Consider the following 22849-nt stretch of genomic DNA (forward strand, 5'->3'; position numbering starts at 1 on the left):
GCGACAACTGCGGTATATTCCAAACAACGAGATAAGCATTTTGATTACAATCCGATGCTCTATTGTAACAAGACTCAAGCGATTCGAGTATCGTGAACCAACTAAAGAAAAGATAGAAATATGCTTAAACGTTATGTAGCCCAAATAATTATCGCCCTAAGCTTGTTTTGTGCGTTACCAAGTTATGCACAAGATGAAAAAGCGCCTAGGCTAGCGTACTTTACCTTAGAGCCGGATCTCACCACCAACTTTTTCACCAAAGGAAATAAGTTAGGTTACATCCAAGTTCGTATCGACGTGATGGTATCCAGCGACGCCGATTTACCCGCCGTTGAACGGCATCAACCACTGATTCGTGATGCCATCGTCGAGCTACTCGGTAAACAGACCGAAGAGACGATAAAATCACTCGCAGGTCGGGAAGATTTAAGAAAAACGTTGGTCACAGAGCTCAACGCGGTGTTACTGCCTGAAATAGGCCGAACCATTATTGCTGACCTACTGTTTACTAAATACATCTATCAATAGAGCAGCGATTGCCGCTCTATTGATGTTTTGCTTAACGAGTTCGATGACGGCTGGCGTCATTTAATCCAAAGGCGATTCCTGCAAATAGACCCGCTAAATGCGCGCTGTTGGCAATCGCCATAAAGGGTTGTACAAACCCGAGCACCAACCACACCAGCATAAAACCGATCACCGGTTTGGGCATTTGCAAGCCAAGATGAGGGGCTTTCCAACCAAGCATCCATAGATAACCGACCAACGCATAGACCACACCCGATAAACCACCAAAATTGGCTCCTTCAACCCAGTACTGAGCCGCACCGGACAACAGTGCTGACACTAAAAATAGCTGTCCAAGTTTGAATGAGCCAAGCCGTTTTTCAACATCGCCCCCCAACTGCCACCACCATAACAAGTTAAAGACGATGTGCAGCACAGAGAAATGAAGTAAAGCATGACTAAACCAGCGCCAAATCTGCCATTGCTGCCCAGCCAAAGCAGGAAAATGTAATGCGGAAAATACTTGATTGGCTAGCCCAAACTGCTGCAATGCAAAGATAATGGCGCATACCATCATCACGCCCAGTGTTAAAGGCCCTGCTTTGGCTTTGAGCATCGCCAACATGCTCGGTGAACGATATTGAAAGTGACTTTTGCGGCTTTCAGCCACATCCCATGAAGCGGCTTGATACTTTCTATCATTTGGATTGTGCAGAAAATGGTTGAGTTCCGCTTCGGCTTCAATCTGATGTTGCTCATCAAGTAACCATAACGCAAATTGACCACTCCCTTCCGGCATCATTTGAATCTCAATTTCACGAGAGGCCATGTAATCAATAAAGGCTTGCGCCATTCTTGGGTTATTGAGCGTGATCAGTCTTAACATAAGTCATCCTAATTGCTGGTTACGGGCAAGCCTGCACGATGCCAAGCTTCGAATCCACCATCCACACTATACACCTGTTCAAAACCTTGGTTAATCAGATACTGTGCCGCACCTTGGCTGCTAATACCGTGATAACACATCACTAAAATGGGTTGGTCAAATTCGCTTTTTTCCATAAATGAAACCATGCTGTCGTTGGTTAAGTGGAATGCGCCATTTGCATGTGCAACCGCAAAAGATTGCGCATCACGAATATCCACTAATTGCGCATCATGTTGTTCCATTAAAGCTTGTGCTGCTTGAGCATTGATATGTTGAAACTGATCCATCGCTTCCTCTGATTGGTTTTATTTTTAGCATTTGATTGTAACCTATCCCAAGGCAATCAAGTACACGGTCTTTATAAGGTTATCCACCACTGATCACTTTTTCGCCGTTTGTGGATAATCTTGTGGATTGCGTTGATAAAGTAGTAAATGAGAAATAGATCCACAACATGTAGTGATGATCCTTACTTTTCTGTGTGTAACACAATACATATCCCCAAATATAAAACGGTGTTCAAGCCTTGATTTAACCGACTTGATGACAGCTCACGAATAATTTTGTCACAGAGTTATCCACAATCAGCGCGCTGAAAATTTGATCACTTTAAGTGATCAAAAATAAAAAAACCGAGATCGCAAGATCTCGGTTTTTAATGCGCTTCACAATGAGTCAGTGATTAGAACTCGCCGACAGCATCCTTTAGCTTCTTCATTGCATTTTTTTCTAGCTGACGAATACGCTCAGCTGAGACACCATACTCTTCCGCTAACTCTTGTAGCGTAGCTTTTTGATCATCCAACCAACGAGAGCGCACAATATGTTTACTGCGTTCATCTAAGCTAGCCAACGCCAAGCTTAAACGATTGTTGGTGTGATGCTCCCAATTCGCCGCTTCAATGTTATCCGCAAGATCCGAATGCTTATCTTCGAGATAAAGCACAGGTGCCGTGTAAGAAGAGCTCGAATCATCGTCTTCCGCCGACATTTCAAAGGTGGCATCTTGCGCGGCTAAGCGTGATTCCATTTCTCGCACTTCAGCCGGGTCAACGCCCAACTCACGGGCAACCGCTTCCACTTCACCGCTATTAAACCAGCCTAAACGCTTTTTCGATTTGCGTAGGTTGAAGAATAGCTTACGTTGCGCTTTCGTGGTCGCTATTTTTACAATGCGCCAGTTGCGTAACACGTATTCGTGAATTTCAGCTTTGATCCAGTGCACAGCAAAGGAAACCAGTCTCACCCCAACTTCTGGGTTGAAACGCTTCACCGCTTTCATTAAGCCAATATTGCCTTCCTGAACTAAATCCGCCATGGGCAGGCCATAACCAGAATAGCCACGAGCAACGTGAACAACGAATCGAAGGTGCGATAAGATCAACCCTTTCGCCGCTTCAATTTCACCTTTGTAATGTAATCGCTCTGCGAGTGACCGCTCTTCTTCCGCGCTCAGCATTGGGTAGCTGTTCACTGAACGAATGTAGCTGTCTAAGCTGTCTTGTGAAACGAGAGCCATTTGATACGTTTGGTTTGTCATTCAATTCCTCATCAATTTCTGATCTGGAGTAATGGATGTTTTTAACCCGACAATCTTGAACCTAAAATGAACAAGATTCAAGCAAGGGGAAACTATTATGCATAAACAAGTCGCCTATACAAGTGCTGTGGCTAAAGCTAGCCAACAGTTATTGCCTACATATGACAATATTCAACTAAACTGGTTCAATTTCTTTTAAATGACGCTGCGCAGATACTTTTGCCGCTACGCATCCTAAGAAAGTACCGAGCATCAACAGCAGTAAGGATTCATCCCAACTTAGGCCAATAAGACGAAAACGGCTGTCATACAGTAGGGCAAGATCTTCAACGGCACCGTTCAATAAAATAGTCACAAAAGCGGTTAACAGCCAAGCGGCGAATGCGCCCAATAAACCAAACCACATACCAGCATAGAGATAAGGACGCAAAATGTAGCGATCGGTGGCACCGATCAATTTCATGGTTTGGATCTCTTCTTTATTGGCTTGTACGTTAAAGCGCAAGGTGTTGCCCACAATGAGAAATACAGCGCCCAACATCAATACCGATAAACTCGCGACAATGATCGCCGCTAAAGTTCGAATGGCGTTTAACCTAGCAAGCCAATCTTCATCCAAGCGTACATCCGTGACGTCTTGTTCTGCTTGTATTTTTTTCGCCAGCGCTTTGATTTGCTCTTGCTGCTCAACCTGCGGGGTAACAATAAGCACGCCAGGTAAAGCGTAATCATCCAATAAACTAATGGCTTGTTCAAACCCGGCGTATTGACTCAGGTCATCCAATCCTTGCTGCGGTGAGATGTACTCCACGCTGGCGACATCGGCCAAACTTTCTAACTCATCTTTCAACACCATAATTCGTGCTTCAGGTGTGCGCTCATGTAGATAGACACTGATTTGAGCAGGGCTGGTGACATTATTGGCTACAGACGCGATATTTTTGCTCAGCAGGTACATACAGGCTGGCATCGCAAGCGCCATCGAAATAACGGCGAGCGTTAAAATATTGCCGAGTGGGCGTGACCATAAACTTGAAAATGAGGCCTTGGCCTGCTTAAAGTGGATGGCTAAAAAACTATCGGTTTTGGCCCGTTTCGGTTCACGTGCTTTCGCGTTCCTTTTATTCGACGACTTAACGGCCATAGTCTTCTACCTCGCTTAAAAAACCTTGGTTAAGTTCTAAATGACGATATTGAGGACGCGTGTTGACTAAGCTGATGTCGTGCGTCGCAAGCAAAATAGAGACTCCGGCACGGTTAAACTCTTCAAACAGTTTAAGCACACGGTTAGAAAGCTCTGGGTCTAAGTTACCCGTAGGCTCATCGGCCAGCAGTAAGGTAGGTCGGTTCACGACTGCTCTTGCGATACCCACTCGTTGCTGCTCACCCCCAGAAAGTTGGCTCGGTAAACAGCGTGCTTTGTCTAATAGATCAGTTTTATCCAGCGCGGCTGAGACGCGACGCTTAATTTCATTTTCTGAAATCGATTCAATGCGCATTGGCAATGCCACATTGTCGTAAACCGTTCTGTCCATCAGTAAGCGATGATCTTGAAACACGATGCCGATGTTGCGGCGTAAAAAGGGAATATCTTGATTGGGAATACGCGTAATATCGTGACCGTTAAAGCTGATACGCCCATCGGTTGGACGCTCAATCGCACAGATTAACTTCAACAAGGTACTTTTACCGGCTCCGGAGTGCCCACCCAAAAACGCCATTTCTCCTCGGCGTAGGTGAAAGTCGACCTTTTGCAGCGCCTGACGGCCTCCGCGATACGCTTTGCTGACTTGTTGAAACTTAATCACTCGCTATTCCTCTCACCAGTCTCCATTGGATGATGAGGTGCTCATTGAGCACCCACGCACACTTACTCTTCGCGGCTAAACAGAGCTTCAATAAATTGCTGCGTTTCAAACGGACGTAAATCGTCAATCCCTTCACCAACCCCAATAAAGCGGATCGGAATTTCAAACTGATCGGCCAGCGCAAAAATAACGCCGCCTTTCGCCGTGCCATCCAGCTTGGTTAAGGTGATCCCAGTCACCGGGGCCACTTCACTAAAGAGTTTGGCTTGGCTGATGGCGTTTTGCCCAGTAGCGGCATCTAACGTCAGCATCACTTCATGCGGCGCTGATGGATCAATTTTTTTCATGACGCGCACAATTTTACGCAACTCTTCCATGAGGTTGCTCTTGTTTTGCAAGCGACCAGCGGTATCGGCGATCACCACATCCACGCCACGTGCTTTGGCGGCCTCAATCGCATCATAAATCACTGATGCGCTGTCTGCGCCAGTGTGCTGTGCAATTACTGGTACGTTGTTACGCTCGCCCCACACTTGCAACTGCTCAACAGCCGCAGCACGAAAAGTATCGCCCGCCGCTAAGATCACTTTTTTACCTTGAGCTTGAAACTGTTTGGCCAACTTACCTATCGTGGTCGTTTTGCCTACACCGTTGACGCCGACCATTAAAATAACGTAGGGCGTTTTTTGGCTATCGATCACTAACGGTTGCTCTACTTTAGCCAAAATGTCAGCCATTTCGTCTTTCAATAAACCGTAGAGTGCCTCTCCATCTTTCAACGCGTGGCGAGAGGCTTTTTCTGTCAGATTACTGATGATTTTGAGTGTGGTTTCCATCCCAACATCGGCAATCAGCAGTTGCTCTTCCAGCTCTTCAAACAGCTCATCATCAATTTTCTTGCCTTTAAACAGACCAAAGAAACCCGCACCAATATTGGCTTTGGTTCGGCTAAGGCTGCGTTTTAAGCGTGCGAAAAAACTCTCGCTGGGTTTTTCTTGCTCTTGAATTCGTGCTTCTGCTTCTGCTTCTGCTTCTGCTTCTGCTTCTGCTTCTGCTTCTGCTTCTGCTTCTGCTTCTGCTAGCGCAGTGTGTGGCTCTTCGATGGGTTGAGCAACTGCCGTCGTTTCTTGTTCTTGCTCAGAATCAACTGGTTCTACAAGCGTAGATGGCTCAAGCACTTGTTCTGTTTCGCTGGTTGATTTACTTGATTCTTCGTCACCAAAACCGAGCCAAGAGAGTAATCCACGTTTCTTTTTTTCCGTCATCTGGGGATATCCTAGATCTACCTAACTAACTAACTACGACCCTTTTCTTGAAGGATTATCCCTCGTAAGAAAAAGAAAAATGACAAAGCAGTGAAAACTTTCCAATTAGATTGGTAAACTTTGTCATTATTGAAATTCAATGGCTATACCAAACCCGTTTCGGGTTGGCAGATTGGGTATAGTATCACTTTATTAGCGGTCAAAAAATCTATGGTAAGACGTCGCCAACAAAACTCATCACAAAATAAGCCTTCAACGGGCTTTGTTCGCATTATTAGTGGCTTATGGAGAGGTCGTAAACTGCCTGTTCATGATGCCCAAGGTCTGCGTCCCACGACGGATCGCGTCAAAGAAACTCTTTTTAACTGGTTAGCACAGGAGATCCCTGGTGCACACTGCTTAGATTTATTTGCAGGCTCTGGCAGCCTTGGGTTTGAAGCCGCCTCAAGGCAAGCAGAATCCGTGACGCTGATTGAACTCAACCCGACGGCATTCAAACAGCTTGAACATAATATTGGTGCGCTCAACGCGACCAACTTACGAGCGATAAATAGTGATGCGCTGGCCTTTCTCAAGCAGCAAGGGACGCCTCACCACGTGGTGTTCATCGATCCGCCGTTTCGCCAAGGCTTATTAAGCGAAGCCGTCTCGCTTTTAGAACAAAATGGCTGGCTTGCCGATGAAGCGCTAATTTATATTGAGACGGAAAAAGAATTGGCGCTAGAAGGCATCCCTGCTAATTGGCATCTACACCGTGAGAAAAACGCAGGCCAAGTCAGTTATCGACTATTTGAGAGGAGCTCGGAATGAGAGTGTTACTGGTACTTGCAAAAGCGGCGATTGCTTTTGTTTGGTTGATTCTATTACTGAATATCTTCATGCCGTTCCCCGGTAAAGCGGCGATTGCACTTTATATTATGACGGCATTTTTGTTCATTATGCACGGACTACAAATGCTGATTTTTATCGGTGCGTTTGGTGACAAGATCAGCATGAGCCGTTGGGAAAAATGGTCGATTCTGGTATTTGGAGTCTTCGCGCTGCTCGATATCCGCCGCAAACACATGACGTAAGTTAACGGCATAAAGAAAGCAACATAGGAAAAGCCGCTTCAAGTTCACACGATAGGCGGCTTTTTTATCCCCGAATCACAGCCCCATATAGCTTTTTACGCCATTTAAGAACATTTGCGTTGAGATCATCACTAGCAATAATCCCATCAAACGCTCGACCGCTTTTAAACCACGTTCACCCAGCACTTTGTGGAAGAAACCGTAGAACATCAAAATGATGAAAGTAGCGCCCCACGCGAGCAGTACAGAGGCTGACAGCTCAAGGAGTTTGTCAGGGTGCTGAGTCGAAAGAAGCAGTAAGGCCGCAATCACTGAAGGACCCGCGATCATCGGAATTGCCATCGGTACGATGAAGGGCTCTTCCCCCGCCGCTAATCCAGTAATGCTACCTGCACTAGGGAAAATCATTTTAATCGAGATGATAAAGAGAATGATACCGCCAGAAATGCTGAGAGTTTCCGGTTGCACGTGCAAAAAACCCATGATGTTTTTGCCAGCAAACAGGAACAACATCAAAATGATCAACGCAAAACAAAGTTCGCGCACGAGCACAACACGGCGACGTTTGGGATCAAGGTGTTTTAAGATGGAGAGCATGACCGGCAGGTTGCCAAGCGGGTCCATGATCAAAAAAAGCATGGTCGCCGCCGATAAAATATCCATCTCTCACTACTCACATCGATTTAAAGTGGCAGCAGTATATCAGCCCAGTCATGAGATTTCGATGCTCCTGAAAGTAACGATATAGATGAATCGATAATGTTTACAAGGCCACCGAGGCAGAGATTAACGCTTGCGCTAATAAATAGCTGCCAGAAATAAGATAGCGCCCACAAGGCAATGGCCTGCGGTAATCGTGAATGGCTAACAAACTGGCCGAGAGCATCAGCACCAGACAGCCAACAAACCCGGCAAAGGCAGGCACTGTTTGCGTCTGCAGCCACAACTCTCCCGCCGCCCACGCCAACTGAACTAACATCATACCCATAATGGTTACGGGAAAGATCAAGGTGTCGATTTGCGGTAGCAATAGGAAAAAAGCCACAATACTGGTCGCAATCAAAAGGGCAGGTAGCCACCACACCATAGTGTCAGAAAGTTGCGCCCAGAAGGCTTTACTGTACATCAACTGTGCGACAAGAAAGCTAGCAAAACAGAGTTTTGAGTAGCGTTGCAACAGATGCAATGTGTCCGCGATTGCGGAAATAAGCAGACCGAGCGTGACCCATAAGATAGGAGAAGTGAGCTGCGTGGTATGGTTTAGAACTATCGCCACCAATAACAGCATACTGAGTGTTTTAAACATTACCGCTTGCTTGATTTTGTTACTTTCAACAGCCGAAATACTAATGAATCCAGACAAAGCAACGGAGAGCCAACTCCACATCTCATTTCCCCTTTAAAAATCTGCGGTCAGTGTAGGCATGTCATCATTGAAGTCCAGCAGATGAACGCAAAAATTGGATCTTGCTAGCGAATCAGAACGTTGGCTTTATTCAACAACAAAGAGTGGCGAAAACAATCAAAGCTCACTCTTTACTCACCAACCCTCACTTTCAATCACCACAATGCTACCCAGAGACATTCCACTCATTTACAATACACAAACAAAGGAAAACCAACAAAAAACGACACTAAAACAGAAATTATTAAAATAAAAATAAAAATAAAAACAATGATTTAGGTAAAAAACAAAAAGAAAAACTAGAACTCAAATCCTCTAATAAAAAAACAGCAACAACTGACTTACTAACTAGCAAAAAAACTGGTTTAACCAATTTTATTTGCGAGAACATCTCATTATTAAATTAATTTTTCTCGAAAAATGAGAATTCACCAAACTCTGACAATGATAGGCCACCTAAGATAGTAAAACCAAAAAAAACCATACAAGCAACATCACATTAACCTAATAAAATTAAACAAATTCAACGAATTAAATAAATACAGATTAAAACAGAACCAAGAAGAACATTATATAAACACACCAAAACAAGCACTAAACATTGCCAATATTCCCTGAATATGATGATATTAAGGTGTTATTTTGGATGCTTCATCAAATTGAGGTTGATCAACCAAACAAAGTAGTGCTATTCTCATATTCATAGAATGAAACCACAGAATAAAGGAGCAGTGTTATGATTTCTTCATCTCAAAAACAGGGACTTGTAATGATCGCGGTTATCGTAGGCCTAATGACACTGCCAATGATGTACTAAGTATCTAATTCCCAATAAAAAAGAGGACACTTTCGTGTCCTCTTTTTTTATCTAACGATTGAGTAAAACAACCTAATACCATTTATGGCATTGTGACGTGTTTCGATAGGGCTTCCCAATGAAGATAGTAAAAAAGAAGCGCCGCTAACGTGATTAAGGTCATTAATGAAATGGCTACGCGCCAAATAAAACGACCGCTGCGCGGAGTCAGCTCTTTCTCACATTCATCACACACACGAAGAAATGCTTTGCGATCTTCTAACTGATAGTTATCTTCATGCACAACTTTGTTACGAATAGTGGCAATGAACCTCAGCTTGCCCACCACATCATGTGGTAAACGCTCTTCACAGCTGGTCACCAATTGATGTAACCCCTTCCCCTCAGCGTGATATTGCTCTCTCAACAAGCTTTCCAATCGACGCGTTCGCAAAACCACTTTCTCAATATCTGACATTATCGCCCTCCTGTGCCAACTCTGGTGGCGCTCCATCTATTTTTATCATACTTCCCCACGAGATAGTTGAGCATTTTTGCTCGCTAACCTGCCGAGGAAATGTGATATCCGCCGGAAAAAAAACCGTCAAACCAATCAAACTCACGCTTTAGTAGCAAGCAACACCCCTTTGCCATATGTTGCACGCTAAAATGTCGCCTTCATCGCTAAGGAGTTCACCATGCCGCTTTCATTACTTATCGTTGTCGCTTTGTTAGTTATCTCTGCTATTTGGGTATTTAGCTATTTCTATCGTCGCCATGTGCAAGGCGAAAACGCCCCCGAACGCACTGCTAATGTCACGATTATCGACAAGCAAGCCATCGTCATCCCTCATGCTCGCCCTGGGGAAGAGGATCAGGAGTTCTGGATTTACGTCCAAAAAGGCAAACTTGGCCCAAAGCGGGAATTTCAAGTCGGCGTGCATTATTACCATGCACTTAACCCAGGCGACCAAGGAATGCTGACTTATTGCGGACACAAGTTTCTACACTTTGCACTCAAACGTTAAGGTAATAACCAACGTGTTTTTGCAGAGCGAGCAACCCATATACTCACCGCCAGTGATCCTGCGCCGCTTACGAGAATCCATAACGGGATCACCCATGCGGGATTCCCTTGATCCCACCCATACTCTTTTACAGGCCATAGAAAGATGGGATGTAATAAATAGATGCCTAAGCTGTGCTGGCTTATCACACTTACGACTTGCTTAGCACGAGCGGGCAATCTCTCAGCAAAATATCGACACACTATAAATATCATGCTGGCGGCTAACACAACGTTCAGTGTTTTATAAGAGAGCCAGCGACCAATCGTATACTCACCCGCTGCGACACTGTGGCTGACTACCATCCATACCGTCGTCAATAGTGCCAGACAGCCAAGCAGAATCGCCATACATAGCGTTACCCGCTTGAGTGGCACCTTCTGATAGAGCAAGTAACCCAGCGGTAAATAACCAGTAAACAGCCATAGCTCATTACTCCAAGGGCCATCAATACCGCATAAAAATAAGGTGGTCGTCAGCAGCCACATGGCAACTAATGCGTACAGCGCTTTATCATCAACTCTTCGGACCAGCAGTTGTAGAAAAGGGATCACAAAATAGAGTGGGATAAAGTAATAGAAAAAACCTAAATGGTAATACGTTGCGTGGTGCGTACTGTTACTCAGCACCGCCTTTGCAACTTGCCCATCAAATCCACTCGCACTCCAGCCGGACAAATAAGCATAGAAGAGCGACCAAACGATAAATGGCAGCAAAACTTTGCCAAGACGTCGCTGAACATAATAACGCGCATCAAAAGGGCGACGATCACTGAGCATTAAGGCTCCAGTGATCAATATAAAGACTGGCACAGCCCAACGGCTTACACTATTGATGCCAACCGCAACCACCCACTGCTCAAAAGGAATATCGCCGAGTTGCTGCCGATAGGGGGCCAACACATGAATACCGATCACCGCTACAGCAGCCAAACAGCGCAATAAATCAAAAAAAATAACTCGTTTGGTCATAGTGCCTATCCACAGTGTTTTAAGGTTTCTACTATAAAGTTGAAATAGTTGGCTATGTAATCCGCAAGTCAGTTATCGGTAAAGGATCACTAACGCCATTATAATTAATAGCTAATACCTATCGAATAAATCAATCAAAACGAATTTATTTTGTTCACTTCAAGGTGCAATCTAATGCTTAACAAGAGAAATCACTTATCCATGACAACGAGGTGAACACATGACAACAAATTTGATCGGTTTAGATACCAACCAAAGCCAACAACTTGCACAAGCGTTAAACCAATTATTGGCTAACTACCAAGTGTTTTATATGAATACTCGTGGTTATCATTGGAATATCAAAGGAAAAGAGTTCTTTGAACTGCACGCAAAATTTGAAGAGATTTACACTGACATACAGGTCAAAATTGATGAGTTAGCGGAACGAGTTTTGACTTTAGGTTATCAACCGTTGCATAGCTTCAGCGCCTATTTAGCAACAGCACAAGTGTCAGAACACACTAACGCAACTAATGGTCAAGAAACCATGCAAGGATTGGTTAAGGGATTCAGTGTATTGATCCACCAGCAACGAGAAATTCTTGAAATTGCGACGCTGGCGGGAGATGAAGGCACTTCAGCACTGATGAGTGACTACATCCGCGAACAAGAGAAACTGGTATGGATGCTGAATGCTTGGCTGCAATAAACCCTAAGTTTGGGCAAACCGCCGTCGCTCATGACGGCGGTTTTTATATTCGCACGAAATTTATTACAGCAAACGATGAATATCTTGACTCCAGCGCTGCGCCGCCGAAAGCTCATCACTGACTTGATTTAATTCAAGCCCTAGCAGATCACAATGGCTTTCCACTCCTTGCCAGTCCGCTTGCTCAAAACACTCCTCAAGTGCCAACAGCTCGCCAATGGGTCCTTCACGCTTTTGCAGTGCTAGTTTGACCACGTCACACAAGGGTAACTGCGCAACCAGCTCTTCAATTGAAATATCCAGTAAGGCATCTAACACAGAAAAAAGACCAATTAAAAAAGCTTGCTCGCGATGTTGACGAAATGAAGGATGCCCAGACATTAATTGGCAAAATTGAGCACGTTGCAAAGAGAGGTTATACAACTCTTTCGGCTTTTTAGCTGAGACAAATGAAGCAACGGCTAGTGATACAAAGGTTTTGAGTTTATCTTGACCAAGATAGACCAAAGCTTGACGAAAAGAGGAAATTGGCACGGATAAGCGATCAGACATAGTGTTGACGAATCTGAGCAACTTGTATGAGAGCGCTACATCTTGCGCGACAATGTATTCAATCCGTTCAAAATCAGCATTTGGCTTACAAACTTCTCGAAACAGCTCTAAGGCGATAATCTGCTCTGGTCCAACATAACGCTGCTTGATCATTTCTGGTTTACTAAAGAAATAACCTTGGAAAAAGCTAAAACCGGCATTACGTGTCACGGTGAACTGGTGATCCGTTTCAACTCGTTCCGCTAAATAACGACGCTTACTGCCTTCCGCTAAACGCTGACGTACAAACTCGCAAGCGTGATCTAAGCCCAGCGCCATAATATCGAGCTTGACGATGTGCACATAACTCAGAAAGCGTTCCCATTCTGGCGCATACACAAAGTCATCCAGCGCCACCAGATAGCCACGCCGATACAACTCTTTAATCGCCTCAAGCAGTTCATCCGTCGGCTCACAGGTTTCGAGCACTTCCACCACAATTTGTTCTCGCGGCAACGTTAAAGGCAGACGGCGAATTAAACTCTTGTAGGGAAAATTAATAAAACAACGTGATTTGGGAATATTGGGATTGATCCCCACCGCAAGAAAGTTTTCGACGATCAAGCGATACGTGGCTCGATTCGACTCAATGTGCGCTGGAAACGCGTTTTTTTCCCCATCACGAAAGAGCAATTCATAGCCAAGCGTATGCTGCTTGGCATTTAAGATCGGTTGTCGTGCGACATAAGAATAATGCATTAGTGATTAACAACTAATAATTGAGACATAGCCATCTAGGACTTCGCCACTGCCAGTAGCGCTCCACAACCAATAAACATCGAGCCAAATACTCGGTTAATCTTACTCATGACACTCTCTGAACGAATAAAGCGCCCCATTCGTGCGGCTAAGGAGGTGTAACCAAGCATCACAATCGAATCAATGGTTACCGTGGTCACGCCTAACACCAACAATTGAATGAACTGATCTTGGGTTGGGTCAATAAATTGTGGAAAAAGCGCCACCAGAAAGACGATGGATTTAGGATTTGTCAGGTTGATCAACACCGCTCGACGCAATAAAGACCAACTCGTTTGCATTTGAGCCGTTGCATTGGCCATCATACTTGAACGATCGCGCCATTTTTGAACACCTAACCACACCAGATACGTAGCACCAACCCACTTAATCACACTAAATGCCATGGCTGATTGTGCCACTAAGGCACCAATTCCGGCTCCCACCAACATGATGTGAAAAGCCAACCCCAATTGTAAACCCACAATCGCGGCTAGTGATTTACGTGTACCGTAGCTAAGGCCATTGCTGATGGAATTGACCGTACCTGAACCCGGCGCCAAACTAAACAGTATCGCGGTCACCACATAGGCAAGCCAAACATGAGTATCCATTGCAATTCCTCTCAACTAGACTAATCTAGCCTAAAAATGAACTATTCCTCGAATCTGTCCAATAAGAATAATCTATGAATCAGACGAGTCCAAACTCCCCACCTTATACTCAAGAGTCTTTCTTTGAGCAAGTGATCAATACCACGATTGCCGATTTCTGGCACTCCAGAGAAGAAGGTTTTATCAAATCTGCTGATAAAACAAAACTTTATTGGTGCAAACTTACCTCGCCTCAACACTCAAAGGCGATCTTCGTCGTCAACGGACGAATTGAATCTTGCTGGAAATATCAGGAGCTATTTTATGATTTTTTCCAACAAGGTTATGATATTTATTCTTTTGATCACCGTGGACAAGGGCTTTCTGATCGATTAATCGACGATCCACAAATCGGCCATGTCGGTGAATTTGATGACTACATTTTAGACATGCAGCGTGTCATTGAGCACTTTGACTTAAGCCATTATGCACAACGTTTTCTCGTCGCCCACTCGATGGGCGGTGCCATTGCGACCAGGTATGTACAAACATACCCTCAACACCCATTTGCGGCTATGGTGCTCAGCGCGCCAATGTTTGGTGTCAACATGCCATGGCAATTACGTCCTATCGCCATGACACTGAGCCAAGTGCTGACGGCGATGTATAGCAAACCAACCTATGCGCCGGGCTATCAAGCCTATTCGGCAAAGCCTTTTGAGATTAACCCATTAAGTCAAAGTCAGGTGCGTTACCAATGGTTTCGAGACCTGTACCAACGCAAACCCGAATTGCAAGTTGGCGGCCCTAGCACGCGCTGGGTATGGCAAGGGCTAATGGCAGCGAAGCTGTGCCAACTGATGACTCGTCAAGTGAAGTTACCAACACTCATCTTGCAAGCAGGGCAGGATGAGATTGTCAGTAATGCGGATCAAATCCGCTTTGTCACTAAGCTGGCGAAAACCAATCCATCTAGCAAGCTGGTCATCATTGAAGGAGCAAAGCATGAGCTCTTTTTTGAAAAGGATTGCTATCGAAACCAAGCACTTGATGAGCTATTTAAGCAATTCCAATCTCTTGAGAACACGGTTTAATCACGATGTTAGAACTGAGCAAATAGAGGAAATTTCAATTGAGAGTTTTACCCTCTTTTTCCTCTTTAAGATGGCGTAAACTAGGCCACACCAAAGTTTCTCCACCATCTGCGATCTGCAAACCAAATCGACCATGATAATGAGGGTTTTATGACCACCGAATGTAAAGAGCACGCGATTCATATCGTGGCGTCCGATCTCGACGGTACACTACTTGCGCCAAACCACCAATTGAGCGAATTCACCAAGCAAACGCTACAAGCACTTCACCAAAAAGGCTTTACTTTCATCTTCGCTACCGGTCGCCATCACGTTGATGTGGCGGGTATTCGCCAGTTAGCGGGCATTCCAGCCTACATGATTACTTCCAATGGCGCGCGCGTTCACGATCAACATGACAACCTGATGTACAGTAAAAATGTACCGCAAGAATTGGTACAGCCCGTCATTGACGTGTTTAAGCAAAACCCTGATATTTTTGTTCACATCTATCAAGATGAATCGTGGTTATTGAATAAAGAAGATGAAACGCTGCGTGATTTCCACGAAGAATCCGGCTTTAGCTACCAAGTATTTGATGTCAATAACGCACCTACCGAGGGCGTCGCCAAAATATTCTTCACCCACCCAGCGCAAGATCATGAGTTATTAGCTCAGTTTGAAGAACGCTTAAACGATATTTTTGGCGACAAACTGAACGTCGCCTTCTCAACACCTTGGTGTTTGGAAGTGATGGCAGCAGAAGTGTCGAAAGGGGATGCGCTCAAAGCCGTTGCAGAATCATTAAACCTGACCCTAGATAACTGTATTGCGTTTGGCGATGGTATGAACGATGTGGAAATGCTGTCGATGGCTGGTAAAGGCTTGGTGATGGGCACATCGCATCAAAAAGTATTCAATGCACTGCCTAATAACACCGTGATTGGTAGCAATTCAGAAGACGCCGTGGCTCACTATTTGCGTGAACATTTATTGTAACAGCAGCCTGCAGTAACGAGTGGTCACAAAAAACAGCGCCATTTGAGCGCTGTTTTTTTGTTCATAACGGCTTCACGATTTATCTCTGATTCTTGTCCGCGGGTTGTTAAATTCACACCCATCAGTTCAATTTGCCAGCGCCTTTGTGCCATAATCTAGCCTCGTTGCATTGCCCAAAAAGAGTCTGCTATGAAAGTGCTTCACTGTTCCGCGCTGTTATTGACCACATTAATGCTGCAAGCCTGTGCGACACACAACGCATCACTGCCACCAGCCGTACCGATGGCGAGTTTGGATAAACCCAGCTCAATCAAAGCACAGCCCTTTATTATGCGTGGAGAAGTCGTGGTAGGTCATGAGGCGCAAACCTTTACACCTTGTGGTAGCAATCAACAATATTGGCTAGCACTGACGCCACAGCAGACTCAGCAAGCCTTGAGTTTGGCTCGCTCGCCTTATCAGCCTTTGTATGGCGAACTCATTGGTACTTTATCAGCGCCAAGCCGCACAGGCTTCGATGCCGATTCCAGCGCACGTTTCAACGTGACCAGCATCAATATGCTCAGTGCTGAAAATCCTAAACGCTGCAATCAACCACTCAAACCGACACGCGCTTTTGGCAACGAACCGTCATGGTCCATCCACTTTGAAGGGAAAAACCTTAACTTTCAAACCATCAGCGGTGAAACTCAAACATTCGCTATCACAAAAAGTCAGCTATCTGAAACTAAGCGTGAGTACCAAATAAATCAAGGTTCGCTGCTCCTCACACAAAAAATGTGCAGTGACGGGATGAGTGACTCGCTGTACGGCTGGAGTTCCACCTTGAAGGTCGGTGAGAAAAGCTATCAGGGATGCGCCACCTTAGGTAATAGTGATGCGACGCTTCCATGGGTTGGGGCTTATCATGCTACTTCGACCCAAAATAGGGATTTCACGATTCGTTTGCAACTGAATGCGGATCATACCGCTAGCACTCATTATGACTACAACGATGGTCAGCCATCGACCGTCGAAAAGGGGTTTTGGCAACCATTAAACCTAAATCAGATCCAAGTTGTCATGACGCGCCACCAGCAACAATATCTGCTTTCTGAACGTCTCTTTACTCGCACTGGTTACCAACTGAAAGCAGAAAAAGAGAAGGTGGGCGATGTTCTCTACCCTATCGCCAATGGCGGTTTAACGTTATTTTCTGAAAATATCGAGACACCATAAGTGACCAGACCGTGCCCTTGCCCAGTTTGCCATTTTAGCTATCAATGCCTCTGTTCACTGCAACCAACACTGGATAGCCAACTGCGCATTGCACTACTGATGCATGAAAATGAACCGCATCGAGCGACCAATACTGGCAAGCTGCTGCTGCGTAGCTTGCCCAATTCCTCTGTGTACATCTGGGACCGAGTCTCTACGGCGAAATCATTACAAAAGAGAATTCTAGATGAGAAGTTAAACGCTGTGGTTATTTTCCCTTCGACGCGCAGTCAATCGCTCACCGAATACCAATCTCTCTCAACGTCTGACACTCAAGAAATCGTGTTTATTATCCTGGATGGGACATGGCAAGAAGCCAAGAAGATGCTCAATAAGAGCCCTTGGTTATCCGATTTACCGCAGCTACACCTCACCCCAAATCAAATCTCTCAGTATGGATTAAGGCGAAATCAAGATGCTGGCCATTTATGCACATTAGAAGTGGGCGTTGAGCTGCTCAACTCTCTCGGAGAACCAAATAATGCGAGAGAGTTACGCGCGTTTTTCACTTACTATCTCAAAGCTTTTCAAGCGGATAAAAGCGGTCACGCCCTAAAGCTGCAGTAGTGAATCCAGTTGATGGATTTCAATATCAGGCAACACTTTGGCCTTACGACTGGCGAGCAAGGTTTGGCCTTGATCGTTATACCAACAGGCTTGGAAACCATTGCTTTTTGCGCCTTGCACATCGGTTATCAGATGATCACCAACGTGTAAAATCGAGGCTGCAGGTAGCTGTAATGCAGCCTGCGCTTTGTCAAAAAGATCCGGATACGGCTTGGCCAAGCCATCGGGACCCGCTTTAAAAATTTGTTGAAAATAATGCCCCAAGCCAATTTTGTGCGGGTCAACATTGCCGTTGGTAATCGCCACTAACGGCATGCGCTTTGCCAGTTCGGTCATCACGCGGTGCGTCTTCTCTGGCACCGTGATTAAGTGACGTAACCGCAACACTTCTTCAATGGCATTCTGCGCAGCCTGTAAAGCAAGTTGCGGCGAATAGCCTAATTGAATTAAGCCTTGTTCTATCTGCTTAAATCGCCACTGAGTGACATCATGGCCGAGCAGTGGCTCTTGCAGCGCCAGTTGCTGTTTAAGTTGCTGCCACCAACTTATCGGACGCGTCGCGGAAAGCGGATGATGAGTATGCAGCCACACGACCATTTGCTGCTCAACATGACGGATCACTGGATGGTTGTCATACAGCGTGTCGTCCAAATCAAAGCTCATCGCTTTAATGGGGCCGATATTGCGATAAAAGTGCATGCGTTACTCGCTCTGTTTCTTTTTACGTGCTCTTGGGTGCGCTTGGTCATAGGCCTGCGCAAGATGTTGAAAGTCCAAATGAGTATAGATTTGCGTCGTCGAAATGTTCTCATGACCCAGCAACTCTTGGACAGCACGTAAATTATTGCTCGATTCAAGCATGTGAGTCGCAAAAGAGTGGCGCAGTTTATGTGGGCTAATATGGCTAGCCACCGCCTGCTTTTGCCCCCACTCGGCCATGCGTTTTTGTACGTTGCGATGAGAAATACGAACACCCAGCTTTGAAACAAACAAGCTTTGCTCATCAGCGTTCGCAAACTGCGTCCGTATTTTCAACCAATGCGCCACCCATTCTTTGGCTTGGCCAGCAAAAGGCACCTTACGTTCTTTATCCCCTTTACCCACCACTCGAATCTCGCCGCGGCTAAAGCTCAGGTCTTTTACGTTAATGCTGACGAGCTCCGCTAAACGCAACCCAGCACCATACATCAATTCCATCATGGCTCGATCGCGCACTGATAGCGGATCATCATCCTTGACTTCGAGTAGTTGCGCGACTTCATCCACATCTAAGTTTTTCGGTAACGGGCGTTTTTTACGCGGTGCTGCAACGCCTTTGGCCGGGTTAGCTGTCAGTTCACCACGCAAGATCAAGAAATCAAAAAAACTGCGCAATGAAGAGAGACGCGTCGCTAAACTGCTGGCTTTCATCCCTTCACGCATCCCTTTGCTCGCCAGCTGTCGCACCCAAGCGGCATCGACTTGTTGCCATTGATTCAGCCCCATCTGCACTAAATGCTGCGCCATGGTTTCCAGCTGTTGTTTGTAATTGCGTTGGGTGTGCAAGCTCAACCCTTTCTCGCTCCGCAGATATTCATAGAAGCGAGTTAAGGGCTGCTGTAAGCCGTTAGGCAGAGGTGTGGCTGATTCGGTCATGCTCAATCGGTTGCCAAGGTAGAGTCTCAATTAAATGAGAGAGAACTAACGCCAAATGACGTAAAAAGAGGGTATCCATGCTCGGTTGAAAATGGCCGCCATCTTCACTTGCAAACGCTAACACACCTTGTGATGAGCGCTTACCTAATGGTAGCACCACATACGAACCCATTTCTGGCGCAGCAGTTTGTTCACCAAATAACGCTTGGCGATCCAACTTTTTCATACGCCCTAAATAAGCATTTTTGCCATTAAAATGGTTAGTTGCAAAACGCTGCCATTGCTCTTGGGTCAATTGATAATCGGTTTCAGGCGAGGCCAGTAAACGAATATACGCTACCAAACCTAAGGTTTGCGCTTTGTTTTCTATTGCCTTGCATACTTGCGGCATTGAATGACATTTTAAGATCTGCTCTTGCAGATCCATAAATTCGTGGAAAGTGCGGTCATTATTGGCCGCTAATGACATAAAGGCTGTGATCTCTTCCTCTAACTCCTCAATTCTCTGGCGCTGACGATTCAGTTGTACATGCACCAAAGAGACCGCACCTTGTTGATGGTGCGGCAAGGAGAGCCTGTCAACCAGCTCTGAACGCTGGAGGAAAAAATCTGGGTGATCTCGTAAATATTCAGCCACAACTTCGGCTGTGAGTGCATCCGCTTCAACGTGTGACAAAATGATTCCTTATCTTACTTAACCCTAACAAGAGACTTGACCATCAAACACATGAGTCGCAGGGCCTGTCATATAGAGTGGCTTACCCGGCCCTTGCCAGTGGATCTCTAACGAGCCACCAGGTAAGTGTACTGTCACCTCTTCCGCCAATAACCCTTGAAGAATACCAATGGCAACCGCGCCACACGCACCACTGCCACACGCTTGAGTTTCACCCGCGCCACGTTCATAAACACGTAGCTTCACTTCATTGCGATTCAGCACTTGCATGAAGCCTGCGTTAACACGCTCTGGAAAACGCTCATGGGATTCAAGCAGTGGACCCAAAATTTCAACCTCAGCGGTTGTCACATCCTCCACCACTGTCACCACATGCGGATTGCCCATACTCACCGCCCCGCAGAACAAGGTTTTCTCTTCAACGCGCATGATGTAGGTTTTCTCTGCCTGTTTGGCTCGAAATGGAATCTTATTAGGCTCAAATTCTGGTATGCCCATGTTGACGGTGATTTGATCATCCTCTTCAACATTTAAAACCATTTTGCCTTTTTTAGTCGTGACTCCAATGCTGTACTTATTGGTCAGCCCTTTCATCCGCACAAAGCGAGCAAAGCAACGTGCGCCGTTGCCACACTGTTCGACTTCGCTGCCATCGGCATTAAAAATACGGTAGTGAAAATCACTTTCCGGATCATACGGCGCTTCAACCACTAATAGCTGATCAAACCCCACGCCAGTATGACGATCCGCCAAGCGGCGGATCAAATCAGGGGAGAAGAAGACGTTTTGTGTAATGCAATCAACGACCATGAAGTCATTACCCAAACCGTGCATTTTAGAAAAATGGAAATGCATAATGCTTCAATTTACTCCGGCAGAATACGCTCTAATGCCCATAGGCTCGATAGTGCTTCACGCTGACGAACAAGGTGGGTTTGTGCACCATCCACCATCACTTCCGCCACGCGAGTACGTGTATTATAGTTCGAAGACATCACAAAACCGTAAGCTCCTGCTGAGCGAACCGCCAGTAGATCTCCCTCATCCAAGACCAATGAACGATCTTTACCCAAGAAGTCACCGGTTTCACAAATAGGCCCAACCAAGTCATAGGTTAGCGCTTCACCTTGGCGCGGCACAACAGGAACAATATCTTGCCAAGCTTGATAAAGCGCTGGACGCATCAAATCGTTCATCGCCGCATCAATAATGGCAAAGTTTTTGTGTTCGGTATGTTTGAGAAACTCTACTTTCGTCAACAACACGCCCGCGTTAGCCGCAATAGCACGTCCCGGTTCAAAAATCAGTTCGAGATCTTGATGGTTACTCAAACGCGCCAACAAGGCTTTGGCATAATCGGAAGGCTGCGGGGGTAACTCATCGCGATACACCACACCTAAACCACCACCAACATCCAAATGTTTAATGGTGATCCCTTCCTCTTTAAGCTGATCAATTAACGCAAGTAAACGATCGGTTGCATCAATAAAAGGGGCAATGGCGGTCAGTTGAGAGCCAATGTGGCAATCAATACCGTGAATGCTGAGATTCTCTAGGCTTTGTGCCAAGCGATAAACATCCAGTGCACGGTCAAAAGCAATACCAAACTTATTGTCACGCAAACCGGTTGAAATATAAGGGTGGGTTTGTGCATCCACATCAGGGTTGATGCGCAGTGAAATCGGTGCTTTGACACCCAGCTCGCCAGCCACTTTATTTAAACGTGCTAATTCAGGCTCGGATTCAACGTTAAAGCATTTAATCTTGAGCTCCAACGCGCGTTTCATTTCAGCTTCCGTTTTACCGACGCCAGAAAATACCACTTTCGCCGGGTCACCACCCGCCACCACAACACGCTCTAGCTCTCCTGCCGAAACAATATCAAAACCTGACCCTAAACGCGCCAACGTGTTTAATACGCCTAAGTTTGAGTTAGCCTTCACCGCATAACACACCAGATGAGGGTGTTCGCCTACCGACTTATCAAAAGCATGCCAGTGACGCTCTAAAGTAGCGCGAGAATAGACATACAAAGGCGTGCCGTATTGCTCAGCCAACTCTGTTAATGCGACATTTTCAGCCCAAAGCTGACCATCGTCCTGATAATTGAAGTAATCCAAAATTCGTTTCCTTTAAGCTAAATCAATGACTATGGCTGAGGTTGTTCACTCTGCTCAGGCTCTGCTGGCATGTATAACGGCCCGGTTTGACCACACCCTGCGAGAGCAAGGAGTGACAACATAAAAAGTGCAGCGATTGATTTTTTCATTTTGCATGTCGTGATTATTGAGTCAATGCCCCCTATAATCGCACCACAATCAGGAAAAGCAATAGGATAGACAGGATGAACGATACTGAATTTCACCAACTTGTCGATGAGCAGCTAGAAATCATTGAACAAGCGATAGACGACGCAGGTGCCGACATTGATTACGAAACCTCAGGCAATGTGATGACGTTAGAATTTGATGACCGCAGCCAAATTATTATTAACCGCCAAGAGCCAATGCATGAAATTTGGCTGGCATCAAAGTCAGGCGGTTTCCATTTCAAACTGATCGACCAAAACTGGATTTGTTCAAAAACAGGGCTGGAATTGATTGCGATGGTGAAACAAGAATGTGAAAAACACGCTGGCGAAACGATCGACTGGGTGTAAAGCAACAACG

28 protein-coding genes are annotated in these 22849 nt (G+C 45.6%); 10 read left to right on the top strand and 18 right to left on the bottom strand.

Annotated elements, in window-relative coordinates:
• Positions 1-120 precede the first annotated feature (120 nt).
• Complete coding sequence (locus AACT18_RS05990; protein ID WP_013855488.1) at positions 121-528, top strand: flagellar basal body-associated protein FliL; 408 nt, start codon at positions 121-123, stop codon at positions 526-528.
• Positions 529-559: 31 nt separating this feature from the next.
• Here the strand turns inward: AACT18_RS05990 and glpG are convergent, their stop codons facing one another.
• The 6 genes from glpG to ftsY form a co-directional block, all read right to left on the bottom strand.
• Positions 560-1393, bottom strand: coding sequence for a rhomboid family intramembrane serine protease GlpG (gene glpG, locus AACT18_RS05995; RefSeq protein WP_047690446.1), 834 nt, complete (start codon positions 1391-1393; stop codon positions 560-562).
• A gap of 8 nt (positions 1394-1401) precedes the next feature.
• On the bottom strand, positions 1402-1722 hold the full coding sequence (glpE, locus tag AACT18_RS06000; protein WP_010316900.1) for a thiosulfate sulfurtransferase GlpE: 321 nt from the start codon (positions 1720-1722) through the stop codon (positions 1402-1404).
• Between the two features lie 395 nt (positions 1723-2117).
• Positions 2118-2975 (bottom strand): RNA polymerase sigma factor RpoH, encoded by an 858-nt coding sequence (gene rpoH / locus AACT18_RS06005; RefSeq protein ID WP_013855491.1) that lies wholly within the window; start codon positions 2973-2975, stop codon positions 2118-2120.
• Between the two features lie 175 nt (positions 2976-3150).
• The gene (gene ftsX, locus AACT18_RS06010) at positions 3151-4119 is read right to left on the bottom strand and encodes a permease-like cell division protein FtsX (RefSeq protein WP_013855492.1); all 969 of its coding nucleotides are present in this window, start codon (positions 4117-4119) and stop codon (positions 3151-3153) included.
• Positions 4109-4783 carry a cell division ATP-binding protein FtsE gene (ftsE, locus tag AACT18_RS06015; RefSeq protein WP_010316903.1) on the bottom strand — a complete coding sequence of 225 codons (675 nt, stop codon included), beginning with the start codon at positions 4781-4783 and terminating at the stop codon, positions 4109-4111. The genes ftsX and ftsE overlap by 11 nt, the downstream gene beginning before the upstream one ends.
• Positions 4784-4845: 62 nt before the next feature.
• On the bottom strand, positions 4846-6048 hold the full coding sequence (gene ftsY / locus AACT18_RS06020) for a signal recognition particle-docking protein FtsY (protein WP_094124870.1): 1203 nt from the start codon (positions 6046-6048) through the stop codon (positions 4846-4848).
• 210 nt (positions 6049-6258) lie between these two features.
• Between ftsY and rsmD the strand changes: the two genes are divergently transcribed.
• Positions 6259-6858, top strand: coding sequence for a 16S rRNA (guanine(966)-N(2))-methyltransferase RsmD (rsmD, locus tag AACT18_RS06025; RefSeq protein WP_026028287.1), 600 nt, complete (start codon positions 6259-6261; stop codon positions 6856-6858).
• Complete coding sequence (locus AACT18_RS06030) at positions 6855-7121, top strand: DUF1145 domain-containing protein (protein ID WP_013855495.1); 267 nt, start codon at positions 6855-6857, stop codon at positions 7119-7121. Before rsmD ends, AACT18_RS06030 begins: the two co-directional genes overlap by 4 nt.
• A gap of 75 nt (positions 7122-7196) precedes the next feature.
• Here the strand turns inward: AACT18_RS06030 and AACT18_RS06035 are convergent, their stop codons facing one another.
• The 3 genes from AACT18_RS06035 to AACT18_RS06045 all read right to left on the bottom strand — a co-directional run bounded on the left by AACT18_RS06035 (position 7197) and on the right by AACT18_RS06045 (position 9800).
• Entirely contained in the window at positions 7197-7784 is a 588-nt protein-coding gene (locus tag AACT18_RS06035; RefSeq protein ID WP_017048588.1) for a YhgN family NAAT transporter, read from the bottom strand.
• 100 nt (positions 7785-7884) lie between these two features.
• Positions 7885-8508, bottom strand: a complete 624-nt coding sequence (locus AACT18_RS06040; RefSeq protein ID WP_013855503.1) for a lysoplasmalogenase — start codon at positions 8506-8508, stop codon at positions 7885-7887.
• A gap of 917 nt (positions 8509-9425) precedes the next feature.
• Positions 9426-9800 carry a hypothetical protein gene (locus AACT18_RS06045; protein ID WP_026028288.1) on the bottom strand — a complete coding sequence of 125 codons (375 nt, stop codon included), beginning with the start codon at positions 9798-9800 and terminating at the stop codon, positions 9426-9428.
• Between the two features lie 220 nt (positions 9801-10020).
• On the opposite strand from AACT18_RS06045, the gene AACT18_RS06050 reads away from it, so the two are divergent.
• Positions 10021-10350 carry a DUF2500 domain-containing protein gene (locus AACT18_RS06050; RefSeq protein ID WP_017044543.1) on the top strand — a complete coding sequence of 110 codons (330 nt, stop codon included), beginning with the start codon at positions 10021-10023 and terminating at the stop codon, positions 10348-10350.
• Here the strand turns inward: AACT18_RS06050 and AACT18_RS06055 are convergent.
• The gene (locus tag AACT18_RS06055) at positions 10347-11360 is read right to left on the bottom strand and encodes an acyltransferase (protein WP_094125683.1); all 1014 of its coding nucleotides are present in this window, start codon (positions 11358-11360) and stop codon (positions 10347-10349) included. The two genes, AACT18_RS06050 and AACT18_RS06055, sit on opposite strands and share 4 nt — an antisense overlap.
• Positions 11361-11580: 220 nt before the next feature.
• Between AACT18_RS06055 and AACT18_RS06060 the strand changes: the two genes are divergently transcribed.
• A complete protein-coding gene (locus AACT18_RS06060) occupies positions 11581-12051 on the top strand; it encodes a Dps family protein (RefSeq protein ID WP_094125684.1) in 471 nt (156 codons plus the stop codon).
• A gap of 63 nt (positions 12052-12114) precedes the next feature.
• On the opposite strand, the gene AACT18_RS06065 is transcribed toward AACT18_RS06060, so the two are convergent.
• Positions 12115-13341: an EAL and HDOD domain-containing protein gene (locus AACT18_RS06065; protein ID WP_013855508.1), complete on the bottom strand. Its 1227-nt coding sequence runs from the start codon at positions 13339-13341 to the stop codon at positions 12115-12117.
• A 35-nt stretch (positions 13342-13376) separates the two neighbouring features.
• On the bottom strand, positions 13377-13994 hold the full coding sequence (rhtB, locus tag AACT18_RS06070) for a homoserine/homoserine lactone efflux protein (protein ID WP_094125685.1): 618 nt from the start codon (positions 13992-13994) through the stop codon (positions 13377-13379).
• A gap of 74 nt (positions 13995-14068) precedes the next feature.
• On the opposite strand from rhtB, the gene AACT18_RS06075 reads away from it, so the two are divergent.
• From AACT18_RS06075 to AACT18_RS06090, 4 genes are all read left to right on the top strand, one after another.
• Entirely contained in the window at positions 14069-15067 is a 999-nt protein-coding gene (locus AACT18_RS06075; RefSeq protein ID WP_026028809.1) for an alpha/beta fold hydrolase, read from the top strand.
• Positions 15068-15217: 150 nt separating this feature from the next.
• Positions 15218-16045, top strand: a complete 828-nt coding sequence (locus AACT18_RS06080; RefSeq protein WP_094125686.1) for a Cof-type HAD-IIB family hydrolase — start codon at positions 15218-15220, stop codon at positions 16043-16045.
• 189 nt (positions 16046-16234) lie between these two features.
• Positions 16235-17263 (top strand): COG3650 family protein, encoded by a 1029-nt coding sequence (locus tag AACT18_RS06085; protein WP_094125687.1) that lies wholly within the window; start codon positions 16235-16237, stop codon positions 17261-17263.
• Positions 17264-17869, top strand: coding sequence for a tRNA-uridine aminocarboxypropyltransferase (locus AACT18_RS06090; RefSeq protein ID WP_017042049.1), 606 nt, complete (start codon positions 17264-17266; stop codon positions 17867-17869).
• On the opposite strand, the gene yigB is transcribed toward AACT18_RS06090, so the two are convergent.
• Genes yigB through lptM form a run of 6 tightly spaced genes read right to left on the bottom strand, consistent with a single transcriptional unit; the run spans position 17855 to position 22449 of the window.
• On the bottom strand, positions 17855-18568 hold the full coding sequence (yigB, locus tag AACT18_RS06095) for a 5-amino-6-(5-phospho-D-ribitylamino)uracil phosphatase YigB (protein ID WP_064624083.1): 714 nt from the start codon (positions 18566-18568) through the stop codon (positions 17855-17857). The genes AACT18_RS06090 and yigB overlap by 15 nt on opposite strands.
• Positions 18569-18571: 3 nt before the next feature.
• Positions 18572-19504 carry a tyrosine recombinase XerC gene (gene xerC, locus AACT18_RS06100; RefSeq protein ID WP_010319873.1) on the bottom strand — a complete coding sequence of 311 codons (933 nt, stop codon included), beginning with the start codon at positions 19502-19504 and terminating at the stop codon, positions 18572-18574.
• Positions 19476-20180, bottom strand: coding sequence for a DUF484 family protein (locus AACT18_RS06105; protein ID WP_019281077.1), 705 nt, complete (start codon positions 20178-20180; stop codon positions 19476-19478). The genes xerC and AACT18_RS06105 overlap by 29 nt, the downstream gene beginning before the upstream one ends.
• 24 nt (positions 20181-20204) lie before the next feature.
• Positions 20205-21035 (bottom strand): diaminopimelate epimerase, encoded by an 831-nt coding sequence (dapF, locus tag AACT18_RS06110; protein ID WP_094125688.1) that lies wholly within the window; start codon positions 21033-21035, stop codon positions 20205-20207.
• 11 nt (positions 21036-21046) lie between these two features.
• A complete protein-coding gene (lysA, locus tag AACT18_RS06115) occupies positions 21047-22300 on the bottom strand; it encodes a diaminopimelate decarboxylase (protein WP_013855516.1) in 1254 nt (417 codons plus the stop codon).
• Positions 22301-22329: 29 nt separating this feature from the next.
• On the bottom strand, positions 22330-22449 hold the full coding sequence (gene lptM, locus AACT18_RS18130) for an LPS translocon maturation chaperone LptM (RefSeq protein WP_033197445.1): 120 nt from the start codon (positions 22447-22449) through the stop codon (positions 22330-22332).
• 75 nt (positions 22450-22524) lie between these two features.
• Here lptM and cyaY point away from each other — a divergent pair, with 75 nt between their 5' ends.
• Entirely contained in the window at positions 22525-22839 is a 315-nt protein-coding gene (gene cyaY / locus AACT18_RS06125) for an iron donor protein CyaY (RefSeq protein WP_010319878.1), read from the top strand.
• Positions 22840-22849 lie beyond the last annotated feature (10 nt).

Source organism: Vibrio sp. V04_P4A5T148, assembly GCF_963875605.1.
GTDB lineage: Bacteria > Pseudomonadota > Gammaproteobacteria > Enterobacterales > Vibrionaceae > Vibrio > Vibrio anguillarum.